The organism is Malikia granosa (genome assembly GCF_002980595.1).
GTDB classification, from domain to species: Bacteria; Pseudomonadota; Gammaproteobacteria; order Burkholderiales; family Burkholderiaceae_C; genus Malikia; species Malikia granosa.
Window position 1 is genome coordinate 30882 of record NZ_PVLQ01000015.1, and the last position, 22040, is coordinate 52921.

Sequence of the window (22040 nt, forward strand, 5' to 3'; positions counted from 1 at the left end):
GGTGCGAGCGCTGCCGCCGCATCGAGTCCGGCGCCCAAGGGCCTGCCGCGCCAGCCCAGGCTGAGCCAGGCCAGCGCGCCGCAGACCTGCCAGGTCACGGTGCATGACGAATTCGGCCAGGCGCGTGAGATCGCGATTCCGGCCGAGCGCGACCTCACCATCTATGTCGACAAGCGCGAGTTGGTCACGCTGATGACGCTGGGCGCCCATCCCGAGTGGCTGGTGCTGGGCTATCTGCGCAACCAGCGCCTGCTGCGCTCGGTCGACGAGATCGAGTCGATCACGGTCGACTGGGAGGTCGGTGCCGCCGCGGTCAAGACCCGCCACGGCATCGCGGCGATCGAGGACCGCACTTCGCGCCGCGTGGTTACGACCGGCTGCGGCCAGGGCAGCGTCTTCGGTGGCCTGATGGACGAGGTCGACCGCATCGAGCTGCCGCCCGAGGCCCGGCTGCGCCAGTCCGACCTGTACGCGATCGTGCGCCAGATCCGGCAGCAGGACTCGGTCTACAAGCGCTCGGGCTCGGTCCATGGCTGCGCGCTGTTTCGCGGCCCCGAGCTGCTGCTGTTCGTCGAGGATGTCGGGCGCCACAACGCGGTCGACACCATCGCGGGCTGGATGTGGCTGCAGGACCCGGCAGCGATGCAGGGCTTCGACAAGGCCTTCTACACCACCGGCCGGCTGACCAGCGAGATGGTGATCAAGTCGGCCCAGATGGGGATTCCGGTCGTGGTCTCGCGCAGCGGCACGACCCAGATGGGGCTGGCCGTGGCCGAGCAGGTCGGGCTGTGCGCGATCGGCCGCGCGACCAACGAGCGCTTCCTGTGCTTCTCGCATCCGCAGCGGCTGCTGCGCGATGTCGAGCCCGGCAGCGAGCCGGCGCGCTCGGCGGCGCGTCTGGCGCAGCCGGCCTGAAGCGCGCGCCGTCCCGCTGGCCTGGCGCCCGACCGCCATCCGCTCAGCAGCGGATCGGACGGCGCTTCTGGGTATAGACCTCCTCCCAGATCTCGGTCTCGACATAGTGGTTCTTGTCGATCTGGTCGGCCACCTCGTAGAGCGAGAACTGCATGTTCTGCAGCTCGGCCAGCAGGTCTTCCAGCGGCCGTTTCTCGCCCAGTCGCTCGGCCACCTGATGTCCGAGCAACTGCATCACGTCGATGGTCATCGGCATCACGTAGAGCATGTTGTCCTTGATGCCGGTCATCAGCTCGCGGTCGTACAGCTCCTCGTCCCAGTGCGCCAGGGTGGTGCCTGGGCCGTAGTCGGTCTCGACCCGGTAGTTGGCCAGCGCTGGCAGCCTGGCCACGGACGCGGGCGTGAAGCGGCCGGTCTGCGGGTCGAACAGGGTCAGCCAGCGCTCCCAGCCCATGCCCAGCGTGTGGCCGATCTCGTGGATCAAGGTGCCGGCGATCTCGACATCGCTGAAGATGCCGAGGAAGTTGGTGTTGAACTCGACCGCGCCGTAGACCACGCCCTTCTCGGCATAGGGTTTCCAGGCCCGCGCGATGGTGTTGCCGAAGCTCGTGAAGACGCCGATCCGGATCACGATCGACTGCTGCGGGATCAGGTAGCGGTTCCAGAAGTTGCAGGCCAGCCGGGCCAGGGCCTCGAGCTTGCCGCTGCTGTCCGAGGTGATCTTGTAGGTGATCAGCGTGGTCTTGGCTACCGGAGCCGCCGGTTCGAGGTAGGCGCTGTAGCACCAGCCCTCGAGCGCGCCGCAGCGGATGTAGAACCATTTCTGCTCGACCTTGAGTTTCTCGACCTTTTCGCCGCGCGGCAGCACGCCGACTATCGAGCCCTTGAGTTCGGGGCGCTGGCGCACGTTGAGCGCCGTGGCGGTGACCTGGTACTGGTTCATGCGGATACTCCTCGGTTGAGACAGGCTGGCTCCATGGCCGGCGGCTGGCGACAGCTCAATTCCCGGTTGGCGCCTGGGTCAGGCGGTAGACCATCTGCATGATGGCCTTCATCTGCGGCGCCGACTTGTAGGCGTAGTGGCTGCCGCTGTAGCCCCACCAGTCCCAGCAGCCCTTGGGGTTGTAGGGCCTGGAGGCCGACGGGTTGACCTGGGGGTAGAGCACCAGCATGTGGTTGCTGTCGGCCCAGCGGTTGTAGCCGGCCTCGGTGTAGAAGCGGTCGCCCACCGACTCGGCCGACTGCGCGCAGCCGTGCAGCGCGACATGCACCTTGCAGCCCGCCCCCGCCTCGCTGCAGCTCTGCGGCACATAGAGGTAGCCGGTGTCGGCCATGCTGGTGGCGCTGTTGGCATAGGCGCGCTGGTCGAAGGCGACGATCTGGCCCCTGGGCTTGTCAGCCGCTGCGCTCAACGGGCCGTAGATCTGCTGCAGCAGGGCGCCGGCCTGGTCGTAGGACTGCTCGTGCCCCTTGTCGCCGACCTCGCAGTGGCTGATGTAGGGGCTCTCGTTGGCCGCGCAGTCGTTGCCCTGGCCCGGGGCGATCACCGCGTGGCCGGCCGGAAAGTCGTTCACGTACTTGAGGTTCTGCGGCTTGACCCCGACCTGTTCCAGGAAGGCCACCGTGGCATCGACCGCCGGCTGGCGCTGGATCTTGTCCTCGGTGCCGCTGAACACGTAGACCCGGTCGTCCGCCAGGTGGCTGAGCGGATCGATCTTGCGCGCGCGCGCGAAGTCCTTGGCAAAGCCGGCCATGATGGCCGGGTTGGGCGGGAAGAAGGGCACCTGGCCCATGCAGAGGCTGGCGTAGGCGATGTTGTTGGCCGCGCAGTAGTAGGGCCCGCCCGCGATCACGCCAGCGCCGACGATGTCCTTCGAATAGGCCACTTGCAGCTGCACCGCCATGTAGGCCCCGGACGAGAGCCCCGAGACCGAGGTCTGGGTCGGGTCGGCGCCATAGGCCTCGAGTGCTGGTGCCTTGGGCTCGGCCAGCGCGCCGGCGCACAGCAGCGGCAGGCAGAGGGCGGCCAGCATCCGGCCCAGTCCGGGCTTCTGGCCGCAGGGGCTTGCCGTGGTGGTCTTTGTCGGTGATTTCATGTGTTTTCCTCCCTGGCGGGACGATGCGGCAGCCGGCTGCCTTCACGTCCTGGGGCGTCGATGAAAAGGGACACCCGCCGGTCATCCTAATGGGATAAGGTAGATCTGACAATCTTTGGCTGGGTGATGCCGAGAGCCCTCGTTTTCTTTTTCCGCCTGGACTGGTCCGCCGGATAATCTGGGTTTATCCATGCTCCTGAAGGGAGCCTGCCATGTCCGATCTGTTTGCCCAAGAGCCCGTAGCTCCCCTGGCTGAAGCCCTTCGCCCCAAGACCTTGGACGAGGTCATTGGTCAGTCGCATTTGCTGGGTGACGGCAAGCCCCTGAGGCTGGCCTTCCAGTCGGGCAAGCCGCACTCGATGATCTTCTGGGGGCCGCCGGGTGTCGGCAAGACCACCTTGGCCCGGCTCACTGCCACCGCCTTCAAGTGCGAGTTCATCGCCCTGTCCGCGGTGTTCTCGGGTGTGAAGGACATCCGTGCGGCCATGGAGCAGGCCCAGCAGAACCTGGCCATGGGCAAGCACACGATCCTGTTCGTCGACGAGATTCACCGCTTCAACAAGTCGCAGCAGGATGCGCTGTTGCCCTATGCGGAAAGCGGTCTGGTCACCTTCATTGGCGCCACCACCGAGAACCCGTCCTTCGAGGTGAACTCGGCCTTGCTGTCGCGCGCCCAGGTCTATGTGCTGCAGTCGCTGTCCGACGAGGAACTCAAGCAGTTGCTGCAACGGGCGCAGGAGAAGGCGCTGGGCGGGCTGGAGTTCGACGACCTGGCGCGGGACACCATCATCGGCTATGCGGACGGCGATGCCAGACGATTCCTGAACCTGCTGGAACAGTGCCAGACGGCTGCCGGTGCCGCCGGCGTGAAGAAGATCGATGCCGACTTCGTGCAGAACGCCCTGACCTTGAATTCAAGGCGTTTCGACAAGGGAGGCGACAGCTTCTATGACCAGATCTCGGCCTTGCACAAGTCGGTGCGGGGCTCCCATCCGGACGCCGCGCTCTACTGGCTGACCCGGATGCTGGACGGCGGGGCCGATGCGCGCTATCTGGCGCGGCGCATCGTGCGCATGGCCTGGGAGGACATCGGCCTGGCCGATCCCAGGGCCATGCAGATCGCCAACGATGCGGCACTGACCTATGAGCGGCTGGGCAGCCCCGAGGGCGAGCTGGCGCTGGGCCAGGCCGTGATCTACCTGGCCGTCGCGGCCAAGAGCAATGCGGGCTACAAGGCCTACAACGCTGCCAAGGCCTTCGTGAAGCAGGACAAGAGCAGGGAGGTGCCGGTCCATCTGCGCAATGCGCCCACGAAGCTGATGAAGGAACTGGGCTACGGCCACGAATACCGCTATGCCCATGACGAGCCCAATGCCTATGCGGCGGGCGAGACCTACCTGCCCGACGGCATGGCCGAGCCGGGCTGGTATCAGCCGGTGCCCAGGGGGCTGGAGCTCAAGATCGGCGAGAAGCTGGCGCTGCTGAAGCAATGGGATGAGGCGGCCTGGAGGGATAAATGACAGATGTCGGCTTCGCGTCCGGCAAGAGCTACCTGCCCAAGGGCCCGTCAAGTCCCTGCTTCCACCGTCCGGTCGAGCGCGGACTCGAGATCCGGATCGTAGCCAAGCTGTGCGAGCGGCAAGAGTTGAACCGCCTGCCGCGCGAAAAATTAGAATAGATGGTTTGTGCGCAGGCCGCGCACGCCGCAACCCCCATCCAGCCCCATGACGCAAGAACACCACGCCCCCCAGGCCGAAGACCACAACCAGCTGATCGCCGAGCGCCGCGAGAAGCTCAAGGGCCTGCGCGAAGCGCAAGCCGCCGGTGGGGGCGCTGCCTTCCCGAACGACTTCAAGCCGCAGCACCGTGCCGAGCAACTGCAGGCCGAATACGGCCACCTGAGCAACGAGCTGCTCGAGCCGTTGAAGGTGCGCGTCAGCGTGGCCGGCCGCATGATGCTCAAGCGCGTGATGGGCAAGGCCAGCTTCGCGACCGTGCAGGACTCGTCCTTCGGCCCGACCGGCGGCCGCATCCAGGCCTACATCAACAACGAGGGCGTCGGGGCCGAGGTGCACGCCGCCTTCAAGCACTGGGACCTGGGCGACATCATCGCGATCGAGGGCGAGCTGTTCAAGACCCGCACCGGCGAGCTCACCGTCAAGGCCGACAAGATCCGCATGCTGACCAAGAGCCTGCGTCCGATGCCCGACAAGTTCCACGGCATGCAGGACCAGGAGATGAAGTACCGCCAGCGCTATGTCGACCTGATGATGGACGAGCAGGCACGCAAGCGCTTCATGGCGCGCAGCCTGGCTGTGACCAGCATCCGCGAGTTCATGGTGCAGAACGACTTCCTGGAAGTCGAGACGCCGATGCTGCACCCGATCCCGGGCGGCGCCAATGCACGTCCCTTCGTGACGCACCACAACGCGCTCGAGCAGGACATGTACCTGCGCATCGCGCCCGAGCTTTACCTGAAGCGCCTGCTGGTCGGCGGCTTCGAGCGCGTGTTCGAGATCAACCGCAACTTCCGCAACGAAGGCATCAGCGTGCGCCACAACCCCGAGTTCACCATGATGGAGTTCTACGCGGGCTACTGGAACTACCTCGACCTGATGGTGTTCACCGAGGAGCTGATCCGCCATGCCGCCCAGCGCGTCTGCGGCGGCGCCAAGCTGAGCTACCAGGGCCGCGATGTCGACCTGGAAGCACCGTTCGAGCGCCTCACCATCCGCGAGGCCATCCTCAAGCACACCGAGGCCGGCGACCAGGTTGACGACCGCGACTGGCTGATCGCGCAGCTGCGCAAGCTCGGCATGGACCCGGTCAAGGACCGCCTGGACAGCCGCAGCCTGGCCGGCCTGCAGGTGATGTACTTCGAGGAGACGGTCGAGGACAAGCTCTGGAACCCGACCTTCATCTGCAACCACCCGACCGAGATCTCGCCGCTGGCGCGCGCCAGCGACAACGATCCGAGCGTGACCGAGCGCTTCGAGCTCTACATCACCGGCCGCGAAGTCGGCAACGGCTTCTCCGAGCTCAACGACGCCGAGGACCAGGCCGCGCGCTTCCACGCCCAGGTCTCGAACAAGGATGCCGGCGACGACGAGGCGATGTACTACGACCACGACTTCGTGCGCGCGCTCGAGCACGGCATGCCGCCGGCCGGCGGCTGCGGCATCGGCATCGACCGCCTGATCATGCTGCTGACCGACAGCCCGAGCATCCGCGACGTGGTGCTGTTCCCGGCGCTGCGCCGCGAGAGCTGATCGCTGCGGCCGGCCATCCCTGGCGGGTGGCCGTTTCACGCCCATGCAGGGGATCGGTCCCCAGGATTTCTTAGAATGACCCTTTTCATATCTGGGGCATTGCCATGCATGGGGCGAAATACAGAATCTGGGTCCAACTGCTGCTGACCATCGCGGCAGCCCTGGTCGTGGTCTGGTCGGGCGTGATCGTCTGGCAAGGTTATGCCTACCGCGAGGCCGCGATCAAGCAGGCCGAGGATTATTCGCTCAGCATGCACAGCGCCACCATGGCCGGCCTGACCGGCATGATGGTGACCGGCACGGTCGCGCAGCGCGACGTGTTCCTCGACCAGGTCAAGCAGCTCGGCACCATTCGCGATGTGCGGGTGCTGCGCGGCGACAGCGTGATCCAGACCTTCGGTCCCGGCAACGACAAGGATGACCGCCAGCCCGATGCCGCCGAGCAATGGGTGCTGAAGAACGGCCAGCCGCTGGTCCAGGTCGAGACCGATGCCCAGGGCGAGTACCTGCGGGCGATCCGACCCGCCCTGGCCAAGCCCAACTACCTGGGCAAGAACTGCATGCAATGCCACCTGGTGCCGGAGAACACGGTGCTCGGCGTCGTCGGCATGAAGGTGTCGCTGGAAAAGGTCAATGCCGAGCTGGCCGACCAGCGCTTCAAGTCGATCCTGATGGCGGTCATCACCAGCATCCCGGTGCTGATGCTGATCTATCCCTTCATTCGCCGCGTCGTGACGCAGCCGCTGGCGCAGGGGGTCGAGGTGGCCAAGGGCATCGCCGACGGGGACCTGACGCAGGCGATCAAGGTCGATTCGGGCAACGAGATCGGCGAGCTGCAGCAATCGCTCAAGGACATGAACGCCAGCCTGGTCCGTGTCGTGGGGCAGGTGCGTGCCGGCACCGACACGATCTACCAGGCCGCGAGCGACATCGCCACCGGCAACGCCGACCTGTCGGAGCGCACCGAGGCGCAGGCTGGCGCGCTCGACCAGGCGGCCGTGTCGATGCGGGAGCTGACCACCATCGTCAACCAGAACGCCGACAGCGCCAGCCAGGCCAACCAGCTCGTGCTGGCGGCGTCCGAGGTGGCGCACCGGGGCGGGGCGGTGGTGTCCGAGGTCGTCGACAAGATGGAGGCGATCAATGCTGCCTCGAGCCGGATCGTCGACATCATCGGCGTGATCGACTCGATTGCCTTCCAGACCAATATCCTGGCGCTCAATGCCGCGGTGGAAGCGGCCCGCGCCGGCGAGCAGGGGCGTGGCTTTGCCGTCGTCGCCTCCGAGGTGCGCAGCCTGGCGCAGCGCTCGGCCAGCGCGGCCAAGGAGATCAAGCAACTGATCGACGCCTCGGTCGAGCAGGTGGGTGCCGGGCGGGCGCTGGTGCATCAGGCCGGCAGCACGATGCAGGATGTCGAGGCGAGCATTCGCCAGGTGACCGAAATCATGGGCCGCATCGCCATGGCCAGCGCCGAGCAGACCACCGGCATCGAGCGCGTCAATGGCGTGATGTCCGAGATCAACGACGTGACGCACCAGAACGCCGCGATGGTCGAGCAGGCCTCGGCCGCAGCGAAGTCGCTGCAGGACCAGGCGGCGCACCTGGAGGAGCTGGTCGGGGTGTTCAAGCTGTCCGCCTCAGCCTCTTGATTCCCGCTTCCTGAATCCCGCGGGCGCGCTCGGCATCGAGGTCGCAGCGCTCCGCCCCGATCGGTTGCCAAGGCATGGCCTTCCCATCGGACAGTGCCTCCGCTACGATGGACTCGAAGGGGAGGGTTCAGACTGCTGGCCTGGCTGTGGCAGCCAGGTGGTCAGGCCGCGTCCTCCCCTGGATAACAAGACCAGGCCGTCCAAGGGAGGAAGAATGCACAAGCAGCTGGGAAGGGCTCCGTCAGGCGGACGGGACGAGGGGCGGGTCAACAGGCGGCTGGCGCTGCTGGGCCTGCTCGCGCTGGCGGGTTGTGGCGGTGGCGGAGCGGCCGCGCCGCTGACCTTGAACGAGGCCGCCCGCCGGGTCGCCGACCTGAGTTCCCGCATGGACCTCACGGCGGCCGAGGTCGCCAGCCTGCAGACCGAGGTGCAGGCGAGCGGTGTGCAAGCCAGGGCGATCGAGAGAATCTTCGTCGACGGGGCCGGCTTCATCGCGGCCTCCGACAAGGCGCTGTCCGCCTTCCTGGCCGAGGTCGCGGCCCTGAAGAAGGTGGCCGAGCAGTTGCAGCTCGATCCGAGCAATGCCGCGCTGGCCGATGCGCTGGCGCTGGCGGCCCAGAAGGTCGATGCGCAGGCGATCCAGATCGAGTCGGCCTCCGACGGCATCCTGGGCTTGCTGGCGGACGCCAGGATCTCGGTGGCCTCGAGCCGCGCGGACCGCCTGGCTCCGGCCTATGACGCCTCCACCTGTCGCGGCCTGCTGGAGCAGCTGGGCCAGATTGCCCAGGCGATTGCCAACAACCAGAACAATCTCAACGCGCTCTCGACCCAGCTGGCGGGCGACCGGCAGCGGCTCCAGAATGCCCAGGCACAGCTGCCGCAAATGCGCAGCAACCTCGAGACGGCCCGGCTCAGGGCGCTCGATGCCGTCGAGGCGCTCAGGGTGGCGTTGCTCGCCGTAGGCGCGGCGTGCGCGAGCGGATCGATCCGGGCCTGCGCGCTCGCGGTGATAGCCCTGGACCAGGCGGCCAGCCGGGCCCAGCGGGCATCATCGAACTATGCCAGGGCGCGCGATGCCCTGCGCGATGTGGAAAACCGCATCGCGGCCTTGACCACGGGCATCGCCAATGCCGAAAACGCGATTGCCAACCTGCAGGCCGCGATCGCGATACTTGAGCGGGATGCGCAGGCGCTGAATCCGCAGATCCAGGAGGCTTGTACCTCGGGTGGGGTCTGGATCGGCTTCTGACCGCAGCGGGGGGGGGCGAAGCGGTCCGCCGTCAGCGGCAGGCTGGGGCGGCTGCCGTCAGGCGTAGGCCTCGAGCGTCTTGCGCATCTTCTTCATCGCCGCAACCTCGATCTGGCGGATGCGCTCGGCGCTGACGCCGTATTCGGCCGCGAGTTCGTGCAGCGTCATGCCGCCCGAGCCGTCGTCGTTGACCTTGAGCCAGCGCTCGGCGACGATGCGGCGCGAGCGCGGGTCGAGCGCATCGAGTGCCTCGCTGATGCCTTCGCTGGCCAGCAGGTCGCGCTGGGTGGCCTCGAGCACGGCGGTCGGCTCGTGGCGCGCATCGGCCAGCCAGGCGATCGGGCCGTAGGCTTCCTCGCCGTCATCGCCCGGGCTCGGGTCGAGCAGCAGGTCGCCGCCCGACATCCGGGTTTCCATCTCGATGACTTCCTCCCGCTTGACCTTGAGTTCGCGCGCGACGACGTCGATCTCGTGCTCGCTCAGGCGCTCGCGGTGGGTATCGGCATCGACCGCGTCGGCCTTGAAGCCCTGCTTCATCGAGCGCAGGTTGAAGAACAGCTTGCGCTGGGCCTTGGTCGTGGCGACCTTGACCATGCGCCAGTTCTTCAGGATGTATTCGTGTATCTCGGCCTTGATCCAGTGCAGCGCGTAGCTGACCAGGCGCACGCCCTGCTCGGGGTCGTAGCGCTTGACCGCCTTCATCAGGCCGACGTTGCCTTCCTGGATCAGGTCGCCGTGCGGCAGGCCGTAGCCCAGGTACTGGCGCGAGACCGAGACCACCAGGCGCAGATGCGACATCACGAGCTTGCCGGCGGCCTCGAGGTCGCCATGCTTTTGCAGCCGGCGCGCATAGTCGCGTTCTTCCTCGGCCGAGAGCAGGGGGAGGCGGTTGACCGCGCTGATGTAGGCGTCCAGATTGCCCAGCGGGGGCAGCGTCAGCGAACTCCGGCCCCAGCCGCTTGCGGGTTGGGCCAGGGCGTGGGTGGTGGCGATGGCGGTCATGTCTTGGCTTCCTCCTTCCCTTGTGGGGATGCTCGAATATTAGCACTCTGTTGGATCGAGTGCTAAGAGGAAAGTTCCAATCCCGCAAGGCAGATTGGGGTCATTGCCGGCTTTTGCAAGCCTTGCCAGCCTCAGGGCAGCAGCAGCCCGGGCAATCCGGTCGCCAGCACCGGCAGCCAGGCGATCGCCAGCGTGCCGAGGAAGATCGCCAGCAGCGCGGGCAGCACGGCCTGGGCGACATAGCGCACCGGCTTGCCGAACATGGCCGACGAGAAGTAGATGTTCATTCCCGCCGGTGGACACAGGAAGCCCATCTCCATCGCGGCCAGGAAGATGATGCCGAAGTGCACCGCGTCGATGCCGTAGCTCAGGGCCACCGGCAACAGCAGCGGCACCAGCACCACGATGGCGGCGAAGATCTCCATCAGCGCGCCTGCCAGCAGCAGGAACAGCGTGAGGGCCAGCAGGAAGACGAACTTGTTCGGGATCAGTGCCTGCACCGCCTCGATCGCGGCGTCCGGGATGCCGGCATCGATCAGGTAGTTGGTCAGTCCGAGCGCCATGCCCAGGATCAGCAGCACGCCGCCGATGATCTGGGCCGATTCGCTCAAGGCCTGGCCCAGCAGGCGCCAGTACAGCTCGCGGTGCGCCAGCGCCTGGGTCAGCACGGCGTAGAGCGCGGTCAGCGCGGCGCTCTCGGTCGGCGTGGCCAGGCCGCTGACCAGCGAGCCGATCGCGACGAAGGGGGCCAGGATTTCCCACTTGGCGCTCCAGGCTGCCGCCAGGATCAGGCGTCGGTCGCGCGGGGCCGCGGTGACTTGGCTGGCCGGGAGGGCCGAACTGGCAGCTTCAGAGGCCTGGCCGCGCCTGAGGTAGCCACCGCAGATCAGCAGGAAGCCCACCATCACGGCTGCCGGCAGCAGGCCGGCCAGGAACATGGTGTTGATCGGCACCCGGGCGATGATGGCGTACATGATCAGCGGCACCGAGGGCGCGAGCAGCACGCCCAGCGCGCTGGCGCTGGTGACCAGGCCGATGCCGCGCCGCTCGGGGTAGCCGGCCTGCTTGAGCAGGGGCAGCAGCAGGCCGCCGAGGGCCAGGATGGTGACGCCGCTGCCGCCGGTGAAGGCGGTGAAGCAGGAGCACAGCACGGCGGCCGCCAGCACGGTGCCGGTCACGCCCTGGCCGAACAGCGCGACGAACAGGTCGCCCAGCCGGCGCGCGGCGCCGGTACGGGCAAACACCAGCCCGGCCAGCGTGAACAGCGGCAGCGCGGGTAGCGAGGGGTTGACGGTGATCTGGTAGTGCGACAGCGCGACCGAGGCCAGCGGCATGCCGTCCTGCCAGAACAGCAGCAGCGCCAGTCCGCCCAGCGCCGCGAAGATCGGTGCCCCGGCCAGCAAGGCGGCCAGCAGCAGCAACAGGCCGGGCCAGATCGGCAGCGCGCTGCCGTCGAACTGCCAGGCCAGCAGCAGGCCGGCCAGCGGACAGAGCAGGCTGCCCGCCAGCTTGCCCCAGGCCATGGGCAGGCAGCGCGCGCCCAGCTTGAGCCCCAGCAGCGCGAAGCCCAGCGGCATGCTGGCCTGCACCCACCACAGCGGGATGCCGTATGCCAGCACATGCGAGACCTCCATCTCGCTGGCGACCAGGCGCCAGCTCGCCACCGCCAGCATGCCGCAGACCAGCGCGGCCACGGCATGGGAGAAGGCGTGCAGCAGCGGGTTCGGACGGGCGCCGTCGACGCGGGCGCCACCGGCCAGCGTCGTCAGGTGGCCATGCCGCTCGGCGGCGAGCGCACCGAACATCGCCAGCACCAGGCCCAGGTGCTGGACCAGCACCGGGGCGTTCTCGATGCCGCGTCCCATCAGCGGGCGCAGCAGGATCTCGACGGCCGGGATCAGCGCCATCAGCACCAGCGCCAGCGAGGACAGCAGCTCGTCGGCGCGCTCGATTCGCTTCAGGCGGGCAGAAAATGCAGCGCTCACGGTCACTTGCCCTTGCCGGCGCGGTAGGCCTTCAGGTGGGCCATGACTTCATCGAAGGTCTCGGCCGGCACCATGGTGCCGCGGATGCGCGGGTAGAGCTGTTCGGCCAGCGCGGTCCATTCCTTCATCTGCTCGGCATTCGGGCGGTGCACGACCAGGCCGCGCTTCTTCATCGCATCGACCGCTTCCTCGACTTCCTGCCTGGCCTTGGCGCGCAGCTGGACGCCGGCCTTCTCGCTGGCGCTGCGCAGGGCATCCTGGGTGGCGGGGTTCATCTCGTCCCAGGACTTCTTGGTCACCACCAGGGCGCCGACGATGGGTGCCCAGTTGATCTCGAGCATGTGCGGTGCGCTGGTGTAGATCTGGGTCGCGAGCGCGAAGTAGGGCGTCGAGGGCACGACGTTGATCATGCCGGTCTGGATCGCCGGCAGGATGTCGGTGGTCTCGAGCGGCACCGGGGTGTAGCCCAGGCTCTTCATGATGCCCTGCTGGTCGGGCTCCGAGCCCCAGGCGAAGAACTTCATCTTTTTGTAGTCGTCGGGGCGCAGCGCGGCTTCCTTCGAGAAGAAGCGGACCCAGCCCGCGTCGCCCCAGGTCAGCACGACGAAGCCCTTGTCGAGGAACTTCTTCTCCATCGCCGGGCGCATCTTCTCGCGCACGTAGTCGACTTCCTCCCAGTTGCGGAACAGCAGCGGCATGACCTGCAGCGCGGCGATCGAGGGCTCGATCTCGCGCAGGCCGACCACCGACAGCAGGGCGCCCTGGAGCTGGCCGATGCGCATGCGGCGCGCCATCTCGGCCTCGCCGCCCTGGCTGCCGTCGGGATAGACCAGGTACTTGCCGTTGCCGCCCTGGGCCGCGCGCCAGCTTTCGCCGATCTCGAGCAACTGGCGGTGATAGAGCGAGTTCTTCGGCACCAGGGTGCCGATGCGCAGCGACTGGGCCGCCGCGGGCAGGCTGGCGAGCGCGGCGACGGCGAGCAGGGCGGAGGAAGCGATTGTTTGCCAGCGGCGCTGGCGTGGGAAGTTGGTCATGGCTAGGGCTCGGGTCAGAACAGGTCGTCGGCGCTTTCCAGCAGCCATTGGGCACGCTGCTGCATCACCTGGTTGGACAGGTCGCTGCGCCGGGCGCTGGCGGCCAGCCCCTGGCGCAGCAAGGCCTCGAAGGCGGTCCGGTCGCCGGCGGGCAGGGCGATGGTTTCGGCCTTGGCGACATAGGGGCCGGCGTTGCGGCCGGCACCGGCCGCGATGGCCTGGTCGAAATAGCGTTCGGCCTGCTCGCGCGAGCCGCCGGCGCGCGCCGCCTCGAAGTTGCCCATCAGGCTGGCGAGCGCGCCGTCGCCAAAATTCGGTTCTGCCTGCCAGGCCAGTCCGGCCAGGCGCACCGCCAGCGGCAGGTCGGCCACCACCTCGGGATCGTCCTTGGACAGCGAGATATAGGCGCCCCAGGAGGCGGCCGCCCAGTAGGCCAGGCCGGCTTGCGATTCGGCGATGCGGGGCCAGCGCTGCGGATCGGGCTGGGCCAGGGCCTGGGCAAAGCCAGGCCGGGCCTGCTCGAGTGCGGCCATGGCATGGCGGTGCGCGCGCAGGTAGAGGCGTCGGGCGCGCTGGTCGAGCTGCTGCGCCTTTTTCGCGTCCTGCGCGGCCAGCTTCTCGGCCTCGAAGGCGACGAAGGCATAGGCGTACTGGGTGAAACCGGCCGCGACCGCTTCGGCCAGCTTGGTCTGGCCCGGGGATTCGCGCAGCAGCGATTCCGACAGCTTCAGATAGAAGGCGCTGGCCTCGCGCGCGAGCTCGAGGTCTTCCTCCTGCGCCTGGCCCTGGCTGGCGAGCGCGTCGCCCACGCCCTGGACGATGAGCTGGCGTGGCGAACAGGCGGCCAGCGCGCAACACAGCGTCAGCAGGGCCAGCGAGAGAAAACGGTTCAGGTAGCCGCAAGGCATGGTCATTCGGCTCCCTGTGGGGCAGTCGACAAACGATGGGGTCGCGCAGGGTCGGCCTGCTCGATTCAAGCCGTCGAATCTATCTGGGCTGCGTGAAGAAATCGTGACTCGTCAAGCGCGGCGCCGCCGCGCCATGCCGCCCTGCAGTCCCAGCTGGCGCCAGCTGCCGCGCGCTACCGTTCCTCAGGTCGCTGGGGGAGCCGGCGGAGCCGGTGGGGCAGTGGGCAAGGGCCTGGCGGCCTTGCCGGCACCGGGGCGCTGGGCATGGTAGATGCCTTGCGGGCCCGAGCAGAGGTAGCTGGCCGCGCAGCCCAGGGCCGCCGGCATGCCCAGCGCGGTGCCGAACAGCTCGATGGCCATCAGCGTGCAGGCCAGCGGCGTGTTGGCCGCGCCGGCGAACACCGCGACCAGGCCGACCGCCGCCAGCAGGTCCAGCGGCAGCTGCAGCAAGGGCGCCAGCGCATTGCCCAGGGTGGCGCCGATGAAGAACAGCGGCGTGACCTCGCCGCCCTTGAAGCCGGAGCCGATCGAGGCGATGGTGAACGCGAGCTTGCCGACGAAGTCCCAGGCTGGCAGCGGCTGCTCGAAGGCCTGTCCTATCACCGGCAGGCCCAGGCCCAGGTAGCGCTCGGCGCCCAGGCTCCAGGCGAGCGCGGCGATCACGCAGCCGCCCAGCAGCGGGCGCAGCGGCGCCCAGGCGATGCGGCGCTTGAACTGCGCGGCCAGCGCATGGCTGGCACCCGCGAACAGCCGCGCCGTCAGGCCGAACAGCGCGCCGGCCAGCAGCAGTGCGCCCAGCTGCAGCAGCGACAGTTGGCCGAAGGGCGCGACCGCGTAGTGCGAATGGCTCGCGCCCCATAGCAGCGCGACCCGGTCGGCCAGCAGCGCGGCGACCAGGCAGGGCAGCAGGGCGGCATGCTGCAGCCGACCGATGGCCAGTACCTCGAGCGCGAACAGCGCGCCGGCCAGCGGCGTGCCGAACACCGAGCCGAAGCCGGCCGCGATGCCGCACATCAGCAGCACCGGGCGTTCCTCGCGCGCCAGCCGGAAGGCGCGCGCGAGCTGGTCGGCCAGCGCGCCGCCCATCTGCACCGCCGTGCCTTCGCGCCCGACCGAGGCGCCGAACAGGTGCGAGACGACGGTGGCCAGCAGCACCAGCGGCGCCATGCGCAGCGGCAGCGTCTGGCGCGGCTGGTGGATCTCGTCGATCAGCAGGTTGTTGCCGCCGTCCGAGCGGCCGCCGAGCTTGAGATAGGCCCAGCCGACCGCAAAGCCCGCCAGCGGCAGGCCGGCCAGCAGCCAGGGGCTGGCCAGGCGCGTGGCCGTGGCCCAGTCGAGCGCGTGCAGGAACAGCGCCGAGGCGCTGCCCGCCAGCAGCGCGACCGCGGCGGCCAGCAGCAGCCCGCGCCCGAGCGCGCTCAGGCTGGCGATGGGCGGGAGGCGGGAATGGGCGCGATCGGGCTTCATGGGAGGCCCCGATCTTATCGGCAGCGCTTACCCGATCGATCCGCCGAGCCCCGGAGGAGACCGGCTGCTGCCAGGCCGCCGGCCGACCTAGAATGGCTTGTGCCGCATTCAGGGAGTGCTCCATGCCGATTGCCGCCATCACCGCTGTCACGGCCAGGGCGGGTCGATTCCGGTCGACCGGCTTCATCCGTCCCAGGCCTCGCATCCCTTGCCTGCCGGCCTGGCTGCTGCTTGCGTCGGCTGGCCTGTGGCTGGCTCCGTCGGCCTGGGCGCAGGATGGCGCTGCCCTGCGCGCACGCCAGTCCGAGCTGCGGTCGGCCCTGGCCGACAGCGCCTTCGGCCGCCCGCTGCTGCTCGAGTCGGTGCAGCGCGGCGACCGCCTGAGCGGCGAGATCCATGCCGTGATCGCGCAGCCGTTCGCGCTCGCGGCGCCGGCACTGCAGTCGCAGCAGGCCTGGTGCGACATCCTGATGCTGCACCTCAATGTCAAGCATTGCCTGGCGCTGGGATCGGGCGCCGACCGCCGGCTGCAGATCGCGATCGGGCGCAAGCATGAGCAGCCGGTGGAGGACGCCTTCGACCTGGGACTCGGCTATCGCATCCTGACCAGCCAGCCCGACTACCTGGCGCTGCGGCTGGAGGCCGCCGAGGGCCCGCTGGGCACGCGCGACTTCCGCCTCATGCTCGAGCTGGCGCCGCTGGCCGAGGGTGGCAGCTTCCTGCGGCTGAACTATTCCTACCGCCATGGGCTGGCGGCCCGGCTGGCGCTGCAGGGCTATCTGGCGACCCTGGGCCGGGACAAGGTGGGCTTCAGCGTCGTCGCTCGCAAGGCCGATGGCAGCCCGGTCTACATCGAAGGCCTGCGCGGCGCGGTCGAGCGCAACACACTGCGCTACTACCTGGCGGTCGAGGCCTATCTGGACGCGCTGGCCCTGCCGGCGTCGCAGCGGACCGAGCGCCGCCTGCAGGCCTGGTTCGACGCGACCGAGCGCCATGCGCGCCAGCTGCACGAGCTCGACCGCGACGACTACCTGGCGATGAAGCGGCGCGAGCTCGCGCGCCTGGCCGCCGACCGCGCGGCGGCGAACTGAAGGCCCGTCCATGCCGCCACCGACCCTGCGCCTGTTCCTGGCCCTCTGGCCCGATGCCGAAGTGCGCGCGGCCCTGCGCGAGCAGGCGCTGTGCTGGGGCTGGCCCGACGCCGCCCGGCGCTACGACGAATCCGACTGGCACCTGACCCTGCATTTCCTGGGCAACTTGCCAGCCGAGCGGCTGGCCGGGTTGCGCGCCGGCCTGGCAGTCGAGGTCGAACCCTTCGAGCTGCTGCTGGACCGGGCCGAGCTGTGGCGCGGCATCGCGGTGTTGACCTGCGAGCAGGTTCCGCCTGCACTGCTGCGCCTGCACCAGGCGCTTGGCCATGCCATGCAGTGCCTGGACCTGCTGCCCGATGCCAGGCCCTACCGGCCGCACCTGACGCTGGCGCGCTCGGCCGTCGGGGCGCAGCTGCCGCTCGAGCCGCCGCGGATCGCCTGGCCGGTGCGGGGCTATGCCCTGGTCCGTTCCACGGCTGATCCGCGCTGGCGTTACGATGCGGTGCAGCAATATCCTGTCCATCGATGCAAACCCGAACCTCCCTCGATCCGATGACGCTGCCGCTCCGCAAGACTCGCTTCGCTGGTGCTGCCGGCTGGGCGCTGGGCGGACTGGCGCTCGCGCTGGCCCTGGTGCCCGGATGGGCGAGGGCCCAGACCGCCATGGCCAAGCCGGGCGATGCCCCCGCTGTCGTGACGCCGCTCGAGCTGCCACAGCAGTGGTCGCAAGCGCCGGCCATCGCTGCCGGCCGGACCCGCACTGCGCCTGGCCCGACCGGGCTTGCGCTCTGGTGGCGCGGCTTCGGCGACCGCGAACTGGTGGCCCAGGTCGAGCAGGCGCTGCAGGCCGGCACCAGCGTGCGCAGCGCGCGGGCCGCGGTCGAGCAGGCGCGTGCGTTGCGCGATGTCGCGCAGGCCGGCCGCTGGCCCGAAGTCGGCGCCAGCGCCTCGGTCCAGCGCGGCCGCAGCGGCGATGCCGCGGTCGGCAACAGCTGGCGCGCCGGGCTCGACGCCGCCTGGGACCCCGACCTGGCCGGCCGCCAGCGTGCCAGCATCAGTGCCAGTGAGGCTGAGCTGCAGGCGGCGCGCTACGACCTCGAGCAGGCGCGGGTCGACCTGGCAGCCGAGGTCGCGCTGAGCTACATCGAATTGCGCGGCCTGCAGGCCAGGCTCGCGATCGCGCGCGCCAACCTGGCGGCGCAGGAAGATACCCTGCAGATCACCGACTGGCGGGTGCAGGCCGGCCTGGCCTCGTCGCTCGATCTCGAGCAGGCGCGTGCCGCGGCCGAGCAGACCCGGGCCCAGATCCCGGCGCTGCGCGCCAGCCTGAGCAAGACCGCGCACGCGCTGGCGCTGCTCGGCGGCCAGGTGCCGGCGGCCAGCCAGCCGCTGCTCGAGACGGTGCGGCCGGTGCCGCTGCCGCCAGCGGATCTGGCCCTGTCCTTTCCGGCCGATACGCTGCGCCAGCGCGCCGACCTGCGCGTGGCCGAGCAGCGGGTGCTGGCGGCGCTGGCGCGGGTCGAGCAGGCCGATGCGGCGCGCTGGCCCAGCTTCCAGCTCGCCGGTTCGCTCGGGCTGGCGGCGGCGCGGCCGGCCGACCTGTTCGAGCTGAGCTCGCTGACGCGCAGCCTGCTGGCGGGATTGAGCGCCTCGCTGTTCGATGGCGGCGCGGCGCGCGCGCAGGTGCGCGCCCAGCAGGCCGCGCTCGAGCAGTCGCGCCTCGGCTACGAGACCGCGCTGCTCGCCGCGCTGCAGCAGGTCGAGGACGGGCTGGCCGCGCTGGCCGGCGACCGCGAGCGGCTGCTGCGCCTGCAGGCCGCGGCCGAGGCGGCCGCCAATGCCGAACTGCTGGCGCGCCAGCGCTATGCCAGCGGCCTGATCGATTTCCGCACCGTGCTCGACACCCAGCGCACCCTGCTGTCCGCGCAGAGCGAGCTCGAGACCACCCGCGCCGCGCTCAGCGCCGACCATGTGCGCCTGTACCTGGCGCTCGGTGGCGGCTGGACGCCCGATGCCGCCTCCCATCCCTGACTCCCATGACCACCCCTGACGCCTCCGCTCCGTCCACCCCCGATCCCGTCGCCCAGCTGCTCGGCAATGACCGCCCGCCGCGCGGCTGGCGCCGTCCGTTCTGGTGGGTGCTGGCGCTGGTCCTGCTCGCCCTGGCCGCGGGCCTGTACTACTGGTCGGGCCGCCAGGCGCAGCAGGCCCGGCCCGCCTATGTGACCGAGCCGGTCGGGCGCGGCGACCTCACGTTGACGGTCTCGGCCAACGGCACGGTGCAGCCGACGCGCTCGGTCAACATCGGCAGCGAGTTGTCGGGCACGGTGCGCCGGGTTTCGGTCGATGTCAACGACAAGGTCAAGCAGGGCCAGCTGCTGGTCGAGCTCGACACCGCCAAGCTGTCGGACCAGGTCAGCCGCTCGCGCGCCGCGCTGGCTGCTGCCCAGGCCCAGCTCGCGCTGGCCACCGCCACCCTCAAGGAGTCGCAGGCCAGCCTGGCCCGGCTGGAAGAAGTCGCGCGCCTGTCGGGCGGCAAGGTGCCGTCGGCGGCCGAGCTCGATGCCGGCCGCGCCGCGCTCGATCGCGCCCGCGCCAGCGAGGACAGCGCACGCGCCGGCATCAAACAGGCCCGCGCCACCCTCTCGACCGACGAGACCAACCTGTCCAAGGCCTCGATCCGCTCGCCGATCGAGGGCATCGTGCTGTCGCGCGCGGTCGAGCCCGGCAACGCGGTGGCGGCCTCGCTGCAGGCGGTCACGCTGATGACGATCGCCGAGGACCTGCGCCGCATGCGGGTCGAGGTCAGCGTCGACGAGGCCGATGTCGGCGCGGTCCAGGTTGGCCAGAAGGCGCGCTTCAGCGTCGGCGCCTACCCGACACGCCAGTACCCGGCCGAGGTCACCCGGGTCGCCTTCGGCCCGACCAAGACCGACAACGTCGTCACCTACACCACCTACCTCGAGGTCGACAACCAGGACCTGAGCCTGCGCCCGGGCATGACGGCCAGCGCCAACATCGTCGCGACCGAGCGCCAGGGCGTGCTGCTGGTGCCCAACACCGCGCTGCGCTTCACGCCGGTCAACGGCCAGGCCCAGGGCGGCGGCGTGCTGTCGATGATGATGCCGCGCCCGCCCACCAGCGCGCGCAAGACCGCGCGCGCCGACAGCAAGGCCGGCGCCAAGAAGGTCTGGGTGCTGCGCCAGGGCCAGCCGGTCGCGGTGGCGGTCGAGGCCGGCATCAGCGACGGGCGCATGACCGAGGTCGTCGGCGGCGAGCTCAAGGAAGGCGACCAGGTCATCACCGACCAGCGCGGCAGCGGAGGCAAGCCTTGACCTCGACCGTCGCCACGCCAGGCCGTGCCGACCCGGCCCAGCCGCTGATCCGCCTGCGCGGCATCAGCAAGACCTATGGCTCGGGCCAGACCGCATTCCAGGCCTTGAAGAGCGTCAACCTCGACATCCAGGCTGGCGAGTTCGTCGCCATCATGGGGCCGAGCGGCTCCGGCAAGTCGACCACGATGAACATCCTGGGCGGGCTCGACCAGCCCAGCGGCGGCCGCTACCTGTTCCGCGGCGTCGAGGTCCAGTCGCTCGCGCGCGACGAGCGCGCGCGGCTGCGGCGGCGCTACTTCGGCTTCGTGTTCCAGGGCTTCAACCTGCTGGCGCGCACCTCGGCGCTGGAGAACGTCGAGCTGCCGCTGGTCTACCGCGGCGAGCCGGCCGCCAGCCGCCATGCGGCGGCGCAAAAAGCGCTCGAGCAGGTCGGCCTGCTGCCCTGGGCCGGCCACACGCCGGCCGAGCTCTCGGGCGGCCAGCAGCAGCGGGTCGCGATCGCGCGCGCGATCGTCACCCAGCCGCAGGTGCTGCTGGCCGACGAGCCGACCGGCAACCTCGACAGCCAGCGCGGCCACGAGATCATGGAGCTGATCCAGCGCCTGAACCTCGAGCAGGGCATCACGGTGCTGATGGTCACCCACGAGGCCGACATCGCGGCCTATGCCGGGCGCATCGTGCGCTTCGTCGATGGCCGGATCGAAAGCGACCGCCTGAACCCGGACCGGGTCGGGCTGCAGCCGGTGCGGGCCGATGCGGCTGCCACGGAGGCGCACTGATGTTCTTCACCACCTTCGTGCTGGCCTGGCGCTCGATCCGGCGCAACCTGCTGCGCAGCTTCCTGACCGTGCTCGGCATCGTGATCGGGGTCGCGGCGGTGATCACCATGGTCACGCTGGGCCAGGGCGCGACGCTGGCGATCCAGAACCAGATCGCGGGCCTGGGCAGCAACCTGCTGCAGGTGCGCCCCGGCCAGCGCCTGATGGGCGGGCCCGGCAGCACCGGCTTCTACGGGCCTTCCTTCCGCGAGTCCGATGCCGAGGCGATCGCGACCCAGATCGGCGGCGTGCGCGCGGTCGCGCCCGAGGCGCGCACCAGCACCACCGTGGTCGCCAACGGCCGCAACTGGAGCAGCAGCGTGATCGGCAGCCACAACGGCTGGCTGCAGACCGGCAACTGGCAGCTGCGCGAAGGGCGCGAGTTCAGCGCCGACGAACTGCGCGCTGGCGCTGCCGTCTGCCTGATCGGCGAGACGGTGCGGCGCGAGCTCTACGGCAGCCGCAGCGGCGTCGGCGAGCAGCTGCGCGTGCGGCAGATGTCCTGCGAGGTCATCGGCCTGCTCGAATCCAAGGGGCAGGGCGCCTTCGGCAACGACCAAGACGACCTGGTGCTGCTGCCGATCAGGACGCTGCAGCGCCGCGTCACCGGCAATACCCGGGTCCAGACCCTGCTGGTGTCGATGCAGGACGGCAGCGACGCGGCGCGCGTGAGCGCCGGCATCACCGAGCTGCTGCGCGAGCGGCGCAAGCTCGCCGAGGGCGACGACAACAACTTCAACGTGCTCGACACCAAGCAGCTGGCCGATACCCTGTCGGGCACGACCCGGGTCATGACCACCCTGCTCGGCGCGGTGGCGGCGGTCAGCCTGCTGGTCGGCGGCATCGGCATCATGAACATCATGCTGGTCAGCGTGACCGAGCGCACGCGCGAGATCGGCCTGCGGCTGGCGATCGGCGCGCTCGAGCGCGAGGTGCTGCTGCAGTTCCTGGTCGAGGCGGTGGTGCTGTCCAGCCTGGGCGGCCTGATCGGCATGGCGCTGGCGGCGCTGGCCAGCTTCGGCCTGGCCGGCGTGATGGACATGCCCTATGTGTTCCAGCCCGGCATCAACCTGCTGGCCTTCCTGTTCTCGGCCGGCATTGGCGTGCTGTTCGGCTATTTCCCGGCCCGGCGCGCGGCGCGGCTGGATCCGATCGAGGCGCTGCGCCACGAGTGAGGCGCCGCTTGCCCGGCGCGCCCGGGCCAGTCGACGTCGCTTGCCTT

At 69.5% G+C, this 22040-nt stretch carries 19 protein-coding genes; 12 read left to right on the forward strand and 7 right to left on the reverse strand.

Annotated elements, in window-relative coordinates; genetic code table 11:
- Window positions 1-42: 42 nt before the first annotated feature.
- Window positions 43-915, forward strand: a complete 873-nt coding sequence (locus C6P64_RS05190; RefSeq protein ID WP_105747565.1) for a formate dehydrogenase accessory sulfurtransferase FdhD — start codon at window positions 43-45, stop codon at window positions 913-915.
- Window positions 916-958: 43 nt separating this feature from the next.
- Here the strand turns inward: C6P64_RS05190 and C6P64_RS05195 are convergent, their stop codons facing one another.
- Window positions 959-1858, reverse strand: coding sequence for an SH3 domain-containing protein (locus C6P64_RS05195; RefSeq protein ID WP_105747533.1), 900 nt, complete (start codon window positions 1856-1858; stop codon window positions 959-961).
- Between the two features lie 55 nt (window positions 1859-1913).
- Window positions 1914-3011: an extracellular catalytic domain type 2 short-chain-length polyhydroxyalkanoate depolymerase gene (locus C6P64_RS05200; RefSeq protein WP_245911630.1), complete on the reverse strand. Its 1098-nt coding sequence runs from the start codon at window positions 3009-3011 to the stop codon at window positions 1914-1916.
- Window positions 3012-3223: 212 nt separating this feature from the next.
- Between C6P64_RS05200 and C6P64_RS05205 the strand changes: the two genes are divergently transcribed.
- The 5 genes from C6P64_RS05205 to C6P64_RS05220 all read left to right on the forward strand — a co-directional run bounded on the left by C6P64_RS05205 (window position 3224) and on the right by C6P64_RS05220 (window position 9178).
- Complete coding sequence (locus C6P64_RS05205; protein WP_105747535.1) at window positions 3224-4531, forward strand: replication-associated recombination protein A; 1308 nt, start codon at window positions 3224-3226, stop codon at window positions 4529-4531.
- Window positions 4528-4689: a hypothetical protein gene (locus C6P64_RS18160; protein ID WP_170073044.1), complete on the forward strand. Its 162-nt coding sequence runs from the start codon at window positions 4528-4530 to the stop codon at window positions 4687-4689. Before C6P64_RS05205 ends, C6P64_RS18160 begins: the two co-directional genes overlap by 4 nt.
- Before the next feature lie 46 nt (window positions 4690-4735).
- Window positions 4736-6280: a lysine--tRNA ligase gene (gene lysS, locus C6P64_RS05210; RefSeq protein ID WP_105747536.1), complete on the forward strand. Its 1545-nt coding sequence runs from the start codon at window positions 4736-4738 to the stop codon at window positions 6278-6280.
- Between the two features lie 104 nt (window positions 6281-6384).
- A complete protein-coding gene (locus tag C6P64_RS05215) occupies window positions 6385-7929 on the forward strand; it encodes a methyl-accepting chemotaxis protein (protein WP_105747537.1) in 1545 nt (514 codons plus the stop codon).
- A gap of 214 nt (window positions 7930-8143) precedes the next feature.
- A complete protein-coding gene (locus C6P64_RS05220) occupies window positions 8144-9178 on the forward strand; it encodes a hypothetical protein (protein WP_105747538.1) in 1035 nt (344 codons plus the stop codon).
- 57 nt (window positions 9179-9235) lie between these two features.
- Here the strand turns inward: C6P64_RS05220 and rpoH are convergent, their stop codons facing one another.
- From rpoH to C6P64_RS05245, 5 genes are all read right to left on the reverse strand, one after another.
- Window positions 9236-10180 carry an RNA polymerase sigma factor RpoH gene (gene rpoH / locus C6P64_RS05225; protein WP_105747539.1) on the reverse strand — a complete coding sequence of 315 codons (945 nt, stop codon included), beginning with the start codon at window positions 10178-10180 and terminating at the stop codon, window positions 9236-9238.
- Window positions 10181-10311: 131 nt separating this feature from the next.
- On the reverse strand, window positions 10312-12165 hold the full coding sequence (locus tag C6P64_RS05230) for a TRAP transporter large permease subunit (protein ID WP_245911631.1): 1854 nt from the start codon (window positions 12163-12165) through the stop codon (window positions 10312-10314).
- Between the two features lie 2 nt (window positions 12166-12167).
- Window positions 12168-13199, reverse strand: coding sequence for a TRAP transporter substrate-binding protein (locus C6P64_RS05235; protein WP_105747540.1), 1032 nt, complete (start codon window positions 13197-13199; stop codon window positions 12168-12170).
- A 14-nt stretch (window positions 13200-13213) separates the two neighbouring features.
- Complete coding sequence (locus tag C6P64_RS05240; RefSeq protein ID WP_105747541.1) at window positions 13214-14113, reverse strand: TRAP transporter TatT component family protein; 900 nt, start codon at window positions 14111-14113, stop codon at window positions 13214-13216.
- Window positions 14114-14290: 177 nt separating this feature from the next.
- Window positions 14291-15574: a chloride channel protein gene (locus C6P64_RS05245; RefSeq protein WP_105747542.1), complete on the reverse strand. Its 1284-nt coding sequence runs from the start codon at window positions 15572-15574 to the stop codon at window positions 14291-14293.
- 122 nt (window positions 15575-15696) lie between these two features.
- On the opposite strand from C6P64_RS05245, the gene C6P64_RS05250 reads away from it, so the two are divergent.
- From C6P64_RS05250 to C6P64_RS05275, 6 genes are read left to right on the forward strand one after another with little or no spacing between them, the layout of a single operon-like run.
- A complete protein-coding gene (locus C6P64_RS05250) occupies window positions 15697-16665 on the forward strand; it encodes a hypothetical protein (RefSeq protein ID WP_245911632.1) in 969 nt (322 codons plus the stop codon).
- 10 nt (window positions 16666-16675) lie between these two features.
- Complete coding sequence (gene thpR, locus C6P64_RS05255; RefSeq protein ID WP_105747543.1) at window positions 16676-17221, forward strand: RNA 2',3'-cyclic phosphodiesterase; 546 nt, start codon at window positions 16676-16678, stop codon at window positions 17219-17221.
- Window positions 17218-18696 carry an efflux transporter outer membrane subunit gene (locus C6P64_RS05260; RefSeq protein WP_245911633.1) on the forward strand — a complete coding sequence of 493 codons (1479 nt, stop codon included), beginning with the start codon at window positions 17218-17220 and terminating at the stop codon, window positions 18694-18696. The genes thpR and C6P64_RS05260 overlap by 4 nt, the downstream gene beginning before the upstream one ends.
- A gap of 5 nt (window positions 18697-18701) precedes the next feature.
- Window positions 18702-20000, forward strand: coding sequence for an efflux RND transporter periplasmic adaptor subunit (locus C6P64_RS05265; protein WP_105747544.1), 1299 nt, complete (start codon window positions 18702-18704; stop codon window positions 19998-20000).
- On the forward strand, window positions 19997-20779 hold the full coding sequence (locus C6P64_RS05270) for an ABC transporter ATP-binding protein (RefSeq protein ID WP_105747545.1): 783 nt from the start codon (window positions 19997-19999) through the stop codon (window positions 20777-20779). Before C6P64_RS05265 ends, C6P64_RS05270 begins: the two co-directional genes overlap by 4 nt.
- The gene (locus tag C6P64_RS05275; protein ID WP_105747546.1) at window positions 20779-21993 is read left to right on the forward strand and encodes an ABC transporter permease; all 1215 of its coding nucleotides are present in this window, start codon (window positions 20779-20781) and stop codon (window positions 21991-21993) included. The genes C6P64_RS05270 and C6P64_RS05275 overlap by 1 nt, the downstream gene beginning before the upstream one ends.
- Window positions 21994-22040: the final 47 nt, after the last annotated feature.